The organism is Streptomyces sp. NPDC051020 (genome assembly GCF_040683105.1).
GTDB lineage: Bacteria > Actinomycetota > Actinomycetes > Streptomycetales > Streptomycetaceae > Streptomyces.
The window spans coordinates 47,322-57,417 of the sequence record NZ_JBFBCG010000052.1; the positions used below are offsets into that span (position 1 = coordinate 47,322).

General features: G+C 67.6%; 8 protein-coding genes and 3 pseudogenes. 3 read left to right on the forward strand and 8 right to left on the reverse strand.

All coding sequences use genetic code 11. The features are described 5' to 3' along the window. From AB0N06_RS25765 to AB0N06_RS25775, 3 genes and pseudogenes are all read right to left on the reverse strand, one after another. The coding region (locus tag AB0N06_RS25765) for an IS110 family transposase (protein ID WP_366137038.1) at window positions 1–451 on the reverse strand (451 nt) is incomplete at its 3' end. A 650-nt stretch (window positions 452–1,101) separates the two neighbouring features. Then, window positions 1,102–1,461: pseudogene (locus AB0N06_RS25770) on the reverse strand (transposase); the annotation flags it as partial. 35 nt (window positions 1,462–1,496) lie between these two features. Further along, a complete protein-coding gene (locus AB0N06_RS25775) occupies window positions 1,497–1,847 on the reverse strand; it encodes a DUF2637 domain-containing protein (protein WP_366137039.1) in 351 nt (116 codons plus the stop codon). Between the two features lie 131 nt (window positions 1,848–1,978). Here AB0N06_RS25775 and AB0N06_RS25780 point away from each other — a divergent pair, with 131 nt between their 5' ends. Beyond that, window positions 1,979–2,533, forward strand: a complete 555-nt coding sequence (locus AB0N06_RS25780) for a hypothetical protein (RefSeq protein ID WP_366137040.1) — start codon at window positions 1,979–1,981, stop codon at window positions 2,531–2,533. Between the two features lie 167 nt (window positions 2,534–2,700). On the opposite strand, the gene AB0N06_RS25785 is transcribed toward AB0N06_RS25780, so the two are convergent. The 4 genes from AB0N06_RS25785 to AB0N06_RS25800 all read right to left on the reverse strand — a co-directional run bounded on the left by AB0N06_RS25785 (window position 2,701) and on the right by AB0N06_RS25800 (window position 8,341). Continuing rightward, window positions 2,701–3,015 (reverse strand): hypothetical protein, encoded by a 315-nt coding sequence (locus AB0N06_RS25785; RefSeq protein ID WP_366137046.1) that lies wholly within the window; start codon window positions 3,013–3,015, stop codon window positions 2,701–2,703. Between the two features lie 1,185 nt (window positions 3,016–4,200). Continuing rightward, the gene (locus AB0N06_RS25790; protein ID WP_366137041.1) at window positions 4,201–5,931 is read right to left on the reverse strand and encodes an IS1634 family transposase; all 1,731 of its coding nucleotides are present in this window, start codon (window positions 5,929–5,931) and stop codon (window positions 4,201–4,203) included. 147 nt (window positions 5,932–6,078) lie between these two features. After that, window positions 6,079–6,534, reverse strand: coding sequence for a transposase (locus tag AB0N06_RS25795; RefSeq protein ID WP_366137042.1), 456 nt, complete (start codon window positions 6,532–6,534; stop codon window positions 6,079–6,081). A 97-nt stretch (window positions 6,535–6,631) separates the two neighbouring features. Further along, entirely contained in the window at window positions 6,632–8,341 is a 1,710-nt protein-coding gene (locus AB0N06_RS25800) for a hypothetical protein (protein WP_366137043.1), read from the reverse strand. Between the two features lie 374 nt (window positions 8,342–8,715). Between AB0N06_RS25800 and AB0N06_RS25805 the strand changes: the two are divergent. Further along, window positions 8,716–9,570, forward strand: a pseudogene (locus AB0N06_RS25805) (IS5 family transposase). Further along, window positions 9,567–9,947, forward strand: coding sequence for a hypothetical protein (locus AB0N06_RS25810; protein ID WP_366137044.1), 381 nt, complete (start codon window positions 9,567–9,569; stop codon window positions 9,945–9,947). Before AB0N06_RS25805 ends, AB0N06_RS25810 begins: the two are co-directional and overlap by 4 nt. An 18-nt stretch (window positions 9,948–9,965) precedes the next feature. Here AB0N06_RS25810 and AB0N06_RS25815 read toward each other — a convergent pair. Continuing rightward, window positions 9,966–10,096, reverse strand: a pseudogene (locus AB0N06_RS25815) (IS110 family transposase); the annotation flags it as partial.

Consider the following 10,096-nt stretch of genomic DNA (forward strand, 5'->3'; position numbering starts at 1 on the left):
GGTTGGCCAACTGCTGGCGGTTCCAAGTGGCATCCTGCTGGGCGCGGGCGAGAACGGCGATCGCACGGGCCAGGCCACTGTCGCCTGGCAGGGGCCGGTGGGCGTGCATGTCAGTGCGCAGGATGTTCGCCAGGACGAGGGCGTCGCCGGGGTCGGACTTCTTGCGCGAGACGCTATGGCGGTCGCGGTAGCGGGCAGCGGCCAGCGGGTTGATCGCGAACACCTGTCGCTTGCCGGTCCGCAGCACCGCGACCAGCAGGCCGCGGGAGGTCTCGATGGCGACCGGGATCGGGTTCTCGTCGGTGTCGCTGTACTCGGCGAGCAGATCCAGCAGGAGTTTGTAGCCGGCCGCATCGTCGGTGATGTGGCGCTTGGCCAGTAACCCGCCGCTGTCGTCGACCAAGGCGACATCGTGCGTCTTCTCGGCCCAGTCGATTCCGCAGTAGATCAAGGCAGTTCCTCCCCATGGCACGGTTGTCTGCGCTGGTCACGAGCGCATGCGGGCCACGCAGCGACCTAATTCCAGGACTCGGCCCACCGGGCCGGTCCGCCACCTCACTAGCCGTTCGTGGCACCAGCGCACCACGCGGGCCTCGGTCTATGCGGGAGCTCAGACGGCTCGGGCGTTTCGAGAGGTCGCCGTGTAGTGGGCTCGCACCACAAACACCAACGAGTGATCAAGGTGAAGAGTGCTGACGCTCGACGGCGCCGGGCGTCGCCGCTCTGCACGGAGGCATCACGGCCGGGTAGAGCACAGGCATCCGCCCGACGCCCACGGGCGCCACCACCCATCCCGGTGGTGGCAGCCACGAAGGGGCCGAACGCCGCCGCTCTGTTGTGAGACGTCGAGGCCGGGGCCTCCTGAGGCGTTCGTTCGGCGCCCACGCGACCGTCACCACCACGAGCACAGAGACCTGCGCCGCTCTCCCGCGAGGGCTCAGAGCCACGAAGACGTAGGGCGTCGGCCTCAGATGTTCCCGAGCACGGTCTTGCGCCGCTCTGGCACGAGACGTCGATTGCCCTGAGACGGTCAGACGTCACGGCCGTACTCGAACAGCCTGGCATTGGTGGTTCCCGGTGCTGGAGCTGTTATAAGGGAATTAGGTAGAGCAGCGGCAGCACCTCACTGATCTTCGGGGACTTGCGGCACCAGGGCGGCAGGATCGCCGAGGAGAACCGCTTGCGCTCACCCGTCGTGTCATCGACGCGCTTATCATTCACGCGTGGGGCCCGCACCTCGACCGTCCCGGCGGCCGTGGTGACCTTCCTCGACTGGTGGTAGCCATTGCGCACGACCAGGCGGCGACCGTCGCCGTCCCGTTCACCGGCCAACTCGGCTATGTAGCTGTTGACTTCAGCTTCCAGCGCGGCAGCCAGCATCCGCCTGGCGCCCTCGCGGACGATCTCGTCGATCAGGGAGCCGTTTGGAGTGGAACCGTCAGCATTGACTACCGTGAGCACGGGCGTGCCTTCCCGACCGACGCGCCAACGTCGGCCTACTCGATGACCATCACAGGATCATTCGGGAAGGTACGCCCTTCGCGTTGCCTCCCCGACACCGATCCACAAGTCTTGAGCATTGCTCCCGCTGCCTGCTGCCGGCCCCCATCTTCCTGGGACGCAGCCCAGATCACGGCGCTGCCACTGACCGCGCCAGCATCAACCACGATCGGTACCAGCCAGCCGGGGTCTGCAGGAACAGCACCGACGCGCACCGAAACGTCACGCAACGCAACGTAGCTCAACGCGAACGAGGCCAGGCCAACCACTATGGCGGCCAGACTCGGAAGCGTCCGTGTCAAACGCATGAGAGATACCTCAACAAGCCGGTAGATCAGAAGATTCACCCGTGACCTTGCGCGCCGAGGCCTCCCACACCATCCCGCCGCAACAGTTGGCCTGCAACTACGGCGCACGGACCGTAGTCAGCGTTGCCAACGAACCTCTTTGGTGCGACAGCGTTCGAAGGAGCTCCTCCATGTCCACGACGACCGGCCGCCGCCTCGGGGCCGCAGCGCTTCTGTCAGCAGTGGTCCTCGGCGGAGCCAGCAGCCCTGCGCAGGCCCGCGTGCACGACACCCACCCGCCTCGCAATCCCGGGTGCGTAGTCACGACCGAAGAGAGCCAAGCCGCCCCTGACAGCCAAACCGGCCAGCTGTCGTCCCGCGGCGTTCTGGCCCAGTTCAAGGCAGCCGTCGCCAATCTCGAACAGCGCTACCTCGGACCAACACTGACCAAAAGCCAACGAAACGCTACGGCATCCCGCATCCGGACGCTGACCGGACAGCTCGCGATGACCAGACCTCCGGCAGAGCGTCACGTGCTCCAGGCCGAGATCGATGCCGCCGCCGCTCAACTCACGGGGAAACGACTCACCGCTCCCGAACGGAATGAACTCGAGTCAAAGCTCGCAGAGCTCCATGACCAGTTCCTCACGGCGAAGCTGCGCAACAAGGACCGTATGCAGCTCTCGAAGGCACTCGCACGCATAGAAACCAACCTGCGCCGCGCCGGCCCCTTCTACGCCGCCTGACGTCCACACGACCACCTCTGAAGGGCCGCCTCGAACGAGGCGGCCCTTCAGACACGGCTGCCGCAGCCTGGGCTCGTAGAAAGAAGGCCTTTCGATCATGAACCCCGGGGCGGCCAGGGTGCCGGCGGCTAGGGCGTGTTTCAGAAGCGCCCGAGGCTGCTGGTTCGTTACTCCTGGTGCAGAGCGGCGAGCCAACGGTCGTCTTGGAATTCGGCAGGCACCTCGTCCTCCCACGGATCGATCCCGCGGCGCTCCAGCTCGCCAAACCATCGGTCCCGCTGCGACTCGGGGAGACGTCGTCCGCACCAGGGGCAGAAGTCGATCGTGATACTTGACGTGCCGCCGTCATGGATGATCAGCCCGTACTCCTGGAACTTGGCGCTGAAGTCAACCAGCGCGTCCGGGCAGGCGAAGGGGTCGTCGTGCTGGTCGCAGCGCACGTTCACGCGGCTGGTCATCGCCTCGCAGCAGTGATGGGTCATGACCTCGGCTTCTCGTTGATCGGAAAGGTGGCACGTGGAGATCTGACGGACGCGCAATGCGTCGATGATCCCGTCGGCTTTCTCCATGACCTGGGTGTCGATGGTGATCTGGTGCTCCAGCTCGGCAATGCGAGCCCGGAGTGCCGCCGTGGCACCCTGCTCCTGCTCGAGCCAGCCGGCATAGCTGTCGCGGTCGTCGCAGAGGCGCAGGATCCCTTCGCCGTATGCTACGGCCCGCTCAGCGGCGGACTGCCAGGCGGTGCGGTAGCGGTTGGCGCGGGCCTCGGCGGTGTCGCGGGCGGCGACGGCTTCACGGGTCCGGGCGGCGAGGTGGTCGACAGCGCGTTCAGCTTTCTCGGCGCGGTCGCGGAGCCCGGCCTCGTACTGGTCAGCGTCGGCCGCCTGGATTTGCCGTACCCGCTCGGTGGAGGCGACGAGGTCTACCCACTTATGGCAGTCGGATCGAAGCTGGTCGCGTTCGGCGTAGAGCTGGTCGAGGTCGCGACGGTCAGTAGCCCTGCCCATGAGCCGGGGCGTGCGTGCCCGGGCCTTCGCCCCGTTCCGACTGTCCCTCTTCGTCCGGGCCAGTTTCTGCTGGAGCCAGCGATACCGGACCGTCTCGCCGGGGGCGAGGAACTCCCGGTCGTAGAAATCACCGTCACTGGTCACCGCGATCAACGTGCCGGGCGGGTGTGACATGGCAGAGGTCTCCGCCGCTGCGCGGCTCCGGTTGCGGGGTCGCCTTGTCCCCGGCGGGTTTTGCGGCGAAGGAAAGGACCTTTCGCTCAACAAATGGCAGCTGCCCTGGAGCGGCACCATACGAGGCAACCAGCTACGCCGGCCACCTCGCATCCCGACGTTCACTTCTGCTGAAAGATCCGTTCCGACACGCATCATTTAATGACGCAGACGGTGAGCGCCCGGGCTGCGGCCCCTACCAGCCGGTGCGCGCCCCCGCACCGGCAGAGGCCTGTCTCCGCACCGGTGGCACGCGCGGGGGCGCGCACCGCCAGGCAGGATCGATGCCCAGCCCCCGCCGCCCGGCGAGGGCGCTTTCGCCGCGTGGGCAGGGCCTGCGTTCCGCGTAATTCAGCGGCCTGGAGTCATGAATCTGGGGTCTGACCTGCGCGGGCATGGGTGAGGGCGCCTGAGAGGCGTTTCTCTAGGCGCTGGTGTTCGTGCTGGTCAGCGGGGTGTGGGTTCGAGCGTGATGATCTGCTTGGGTGCGGGGATGCCGAGCTTGGCCAGGAGGCCGGTCTGGGGCTTGGTGAGGGTGGTGACCTGCCGGAACAGGCCGGTGGGGCCGGTGAAGGTGCCGAGGTGGAGCCGGTCGAGCTCGCGGCGGACGGTCTGCCAGGTCGCGCCGGCGGTGGTCTCGGTGATGCGGATCAGTAGCAGGGCGAGCCAGCAGAGGACGACGTGTGCGCGTATGCGTTCCTCGAGCCGGTGGTAGACGGGTCGCAGGTCGATGATCTGCTTCATGTCCCGCCAGCCCCGTTCGACTTCGAGGAGCTGCTTGTAGCCGAGGGCGATGTCCTCCGCGGACAGGTGTGGGTCGGAGCATCGCAGGAGGTACTTGCCGTCGAGGTTCTCCTCGGCCTTGATCTTCGCGGTGTCGAGGCGGAGCTTGCCGGCCGGGGTGGTGCGGAGGTAGCGGTTGAGGCCGGGCTTGTCGGCGATCTTTCCGCGGAGTTCTCCGCGTTTGAACTCGCTGAGCTGGTCGGTGTCCTCGATCAGGTGGGTGAGCTGGGCGACGAGCTGTTCGCGTATGTGCTGGTCACGGGTGGCGGCTTCGGGGTTGTGGCAGATCACGAACCGTTCGGTTTCGGAGATCCTCACCTCCTTGACCCGCATGTTCTGGGCGATCTCGCCGTAGCGGCCCTGCCGGGACAGGGCGGCCCTCACCTCCGGGCTGCCGGAGCGGAGTTTCTCGCCGACGATGTAGGCGTTCTCGCCCTGGCGGAGGTAGCGGCGGTTGCGTTCGCTGGAGAATCCCCGGTCGGTGACCCACACGATCTTGCTCAGGGTCCAGTTCCGCATGTCGTCCTTGACCTGCCGGATCAGTTTCTGGTCACCGGTGTTGCCGGGCCAGGACCAGACGCGGACCGGGATCCCGTCCCTCGTGACGGCCATCCCGATCACGATCTGCGGCAGGTCGTCGCGGGAGTCCTTCGACTTGCCGAAGGTGCGGAACCCGGCCTGTTCCGGGGCGTCACCGCTGTCGTCCGCGCCGGCGGGAGAGTCGTCTGCGGCCGTCAGGAGGCGGCCCTTGTCGTCGCGGGCGACGGGCTCGTCGGCCTCCTCCAGCTCGAAGTAGGTGCTGGTGGTGTCGAAGAACAGCAGGTCGACCTCGAGGTTGAGGAGGTTCGCGACCTCGTCGAACACCCGCTTCTCCAGGTCGTCCTGTACTTCGTGGAGCCAGTCCATCGCCCGGTAGCAGGCATCGTCGTCGGTGGCCGGCAGGCCGTCGACATGCACGTCGTGCGTGACCCAGTCCGCGGCAGCCAGCTTCGACGACGGAGCCAGAGCCCGGTTCGCGACCAAGGAGAACAGCACCCGCTCGGTCACCGACATGTCCCGGCGTCGGCCCCGCTTGGGCTGCCCCACCTGCCCGACGATCTGGTCGATCTTCAGCCGGCGCCAGAGATGATCGAGGACATAGGTGCCGCCGAACGGGACCGATGAGACGAACTCCAGGTCACCCGCCTCGGTCGAGGCCAGTGCCTCGCCCGGCTCCAGCAGCCTCGATAGAGACGCGACCAGGCGTTTGACCGCGTCCCGGTCGAGGTCGTCCTCACGGCCGAAGGTGAACAGGACCTTCGGGACCGCCCGGCCCTTCACCGGATCCCACTCGTTGTGGGCCAGGTGCAGGTACCGGACCGTGCCGGACTTGTTCTCCCGCTTCGTCGTCTTCACGTACACGACTCCAGACCATACGGAGCAACTCCAGGTCAGCGCAGGCGAATCCGCAAAATCGCGTCTCTAGGCAAATCCGGCCGTGTCACCAGCCCACAACCCGCTGACCTGCACCTTCAGCCCGGCAAGGACTCCAGAACCCCGGAATTACGCGGAACGCAGGCAGGGTGGGGCTCGACGCCGGGGCCGGGTTCTCCGAGGTCTTTCACGTCGTGGGCAGGGCAGGGCGGCGAGGCCGTGGAAGGCGGTGGAGGCGGTGGCCAGTTCATTCTTCCAGGGCCCGGTCGCGGAGATCCGCAGCCGGAGGCTCCACCCGCCGCGGGTGAGGCGGGATGCGCCGTGCAGTAGTTGGTAGCGGAGTTTCTTGGGCTCGGTGGTGGCCAGGGCGCCGTCCAGTAGCAGGGTGCGGGTCCAGGCGAGCAGGTCGATCGCGGCGAGTGAGAGTTCCAGCCAGACGGCGTTGACGGCGAACTGCTGGGAAGGGAAGCGACCGAAGCCGGTGTCCTTACCGCAGCGGGTACGGTCTTCGACGGCGGCATGGCCGCGGTGGCGGACCTCCTGCTGCTGGTGCAAACAGCCGCTCGAGTACGGGGTCTCGAGCACCGGGTGGCCGACGCCAGCGGACCGTGCACCCCTGGCCGTTTCCGCGCCAGGGGTGCACGGTCCGCGACCCGTTTGTGGCGAAGGACCTTCCGATCAGTTATTGGCCGTCGAGTTGCAATGGCGGATTCGGATCGGTGTCGTCGCTCATGAAGTCCTTCATGCCCTGCCACAGCGAGCGGGCCTGGTGGACGGTGGCCCTCTGGGCGTCGGCCAGGACCTCAGCGCGCTCGCCAAAGCCGATCGGGAGCGGTGGGAGGCCCAGCGTGGCCAGGGTGCGGGTCAAGAGCTCTGATGGCTCGCCCGGGTCGCGCAGTAGCCGCGCCACTTCGCGGGCGTCGCCGCTGCCGGCCGCCGCAACGAACAGCTCCGCATGCTGCTGGGCGGTCTCTTGCGACGGTGTCGTTCCGGGCCCTGCCCATCGGTGCCGGGCGGCCGTCCTGCCTTCGCGGACGACGGTGAGGGCCCGGGCGTCGCCCCCTTCGCAGTGGGCGACCAGGGTGGTCAGTTGAGGGGCGTTGAACGCGGTCTCCGCGACTTTTGCCAGCCCGTCGAGGCGTAGCAGCGTCGCGCGGCGTCCGCGCTTGCCTGGCGTCTCCTGTGATGGGGCGGCCTCCATCAGCGTCCACCGTCCGGCCGGAGCGAGCCGGACGGTTGCCCCGCACAGCAGCAGCTCCTGCGAGGCGCGTTGCGGCGAGGTGGGCACGTACGCGATCTCTTTTGCTGCCCGTGGCTCTACGGATTCCGGCACCGGCACCGTGGGGGCGGGGACGGTGCCGTTGCGGGGGATGGAGGCGGCGAGTTGGGACCGGGCGTGGTCCCGGAAGTGCAGGAACGCCTGTAGGGGGCTGGCTGCGTATTGCCAGGGGGACGAGGTGGCGTATCGCCCGATGGAGCGGTAGACGTCCAGCGATTCGGCCCAGCGTTCTTGCCGGTTCAGGGCCCACGCGAGGTGGTTGCGGATCAGGCGGGCGTCGTGGTCCTCGGGCGGGCGGGATGTGGAGTACGTCTGTGCGGTGGCGATGATCTTGTCGATCTGGTCGGCGTTGAGGGGTGCCTCGCTGCCGTTCTTACGCGAGCGTCTGTCCCTCCCGTCCGTCTCGATGTCGACTTCCGTCAGTGCCACGACTTCCAGGGCGCGGACGGGGGAGTTCTGCGGGGCGTCGGTGGCGGCGCGGGCCGCGTAGTCGAGCATCTCCTTGTGGCTGCCGTACCACTTGGCGGCGAGGAACTGCACGGCTTGGAGATGGGTGGGCAAGTGGTGGGGCCCGCAGGTGAGCGCATGGAGCAGGCAGTCGTCGAAGATATCGCGCGGCGCCTGGGCACCCCTGCAGTGGGTCAGGGCTGCGGACCACGGCACCGGGTCGCCGGGGCTGGCTGCGACGGCCGCTTCGATGGCTGGCAGTGCGTCGTTCAGCAGCGCGAGGAAGGCGCGGAACTGGTCTGGGGCCACGTCTTTCCCGTACGCGCTTGTGCGGACCTTCCATGCCTCGGCGATCCGCCGGAACGCTTCGACGACGAGGGCGTCGGGGTCGTCGGGCGACTTGGCCTGCCAGGCGTTCAGCCACGCTGCGTCGTCCACGGCGATCTCAGCGAGGGCGCGCACGGACTCGTCCCGCAGGATCCAGTTGGCCTTTTCACGTGTGACGGCAAGGAGTGCGCGGGCTGGCGCGTATGCGCCACGGCGTGCGGCGGTCAGAGCGTCGGTGGCGTGTGCGTCTGGTGCGTCGACCGCGATTGTGTGGTCCGGCGGCAGCCCGACTCCCGTCGCGTCCAGGTGCCTGACCATGCGTGCTGCCTTACCGAACACGTGCGCCTCCTCTATACCTGCATGTGCGCGTCATGATCGCTTCCGTGTCGCGCTCTTGGTAAGGCTGGCCGCCGAGTCGTGTCCAGAACGCCGTCGTGACGTGACTGCTATGGCGAAGGCGGACGGTGACGGCGCTGACCAGAAGGTTGCCGTGGCGGGTCTGTGTGTGTGCCGGCTCTGCGCTGCGGGGGCGGCGGACAGCATTGCACTGCGGGCGTTGCCCGGTTCCCGACTGCGTGCACTGGTAGGGGAGTAGCTGTTCGTCAAGTGAGAGGGCGTTAAGTCCCGTTCCTGATGATGTGGTGTCGCCCGTTCGTGGGTGATGGGACGGTTCCACGCTCGCGTCATGTCGTGTGCATGATGGGGTCGCGGGCATGGAACGGATGCCGTACGCAACCGACTTGTCCGACGAGCAATGGGCGTTGATCGAGCCGCTGGTCACCGCGTGGAAGCAGGAGCGGGTAGCGCGGTCGGCGACCGGGGACCCGGGCTCCTGCGACTTGCGCGAGGTCGTGAACGCGCTGCTCTACCAGAACCGGACGGGCTGTCAGTGGCGGCTCCTGCCACACGACCTCCCGGCCTGGTCGGCAGTGTTCTACTACTTCACCCTTTGGCGCCAGGACGGCCTTGACCAGCGAATCCAGGAGATCCTGCGCTGCCAGGTGCGGGAGCGGTCCAGACGATGAGAGGACCCGTCCCTGGTGATCATCGACACCCAGTCCGTCCGCGCGGCGGCCGGGGTGCCGAAGGAGACGACGGGACTGGACGCGAACAAGAAGACACCCGGCAGGAAGCGGGGACTCGCCGTCGACGTGCTGGGCCTGATCATCGGTGTGGTGATCCTCGCCGCGAGCGCGCACGACAACGAGGCCGGCATCGCCCTGCTGGACCAGGCGGCCGAACGATGCGGGATGCGCCTGGAAAAGGTTCTGGTCGACCAGGGTTTCAAGGACGCCGTGATCATCCACGGGGCGGTGAAGGACATCACCGTCGAGGTGGTCCGCCGCAACCCCGACGACGAAGGCAAGGGCTTCGTCCCACAACCGAAGCGGTGGGTGGTCGAGCAGGTCAACGGCACCCTCATGCTGCACCGGCGCCTCGCCCGCGACTACGACCACCGGCCCGACAACGCGGCCTCCCGCGTCTACTGGGCCTCCACCGCCGGCATGCTCCGCCGCCTCACCACCCCTACCCCCACCTGGCGGGACGACGTGGAGCTGGCCGCGTGAACGTCAGCGAACTCCTGCGGCTGCTGCAGACCGAACACGACGAGACCTCCGCACGAGCCGACAACCTGCGCGAGCAGATCGAGCGGTTCGCCATCGCCCTCGCCGAGACCGAAGCCCGCCTGGCCGAGCTCGCCGCCACCCGCAAGGTCATCGACGGCCTCACCCCTGCCGACCACGCAACGGCCCCCGCGGAGACCGCCACCGTCTACCAGCGCATCGTGACCACGTTCAACGAGCACCCCGGGAAGGTGTTCCGCGTCCGTGATCTGCACGAGCACCTGGGCCTGCCCACCGACGAGCCCTCAATCAACGTCACCCGCTCCCGCCTGGGACTCCTCGAACAACCCGGACGCGGCCGCTATCAGAAACGGACTTAACGCTTCCTAATGCTGTTGTCAAGCGGCTGCTGTGACTGGGGGTGCGACCTGGTGGCACCGTCGGTCACGGATCAGGGCCCACAGGACGTTGACGCGTCGGCGAGCGAGAGCGAGCACGGCTTGGACGTGCTTCTTGCCCTCGGCACGTT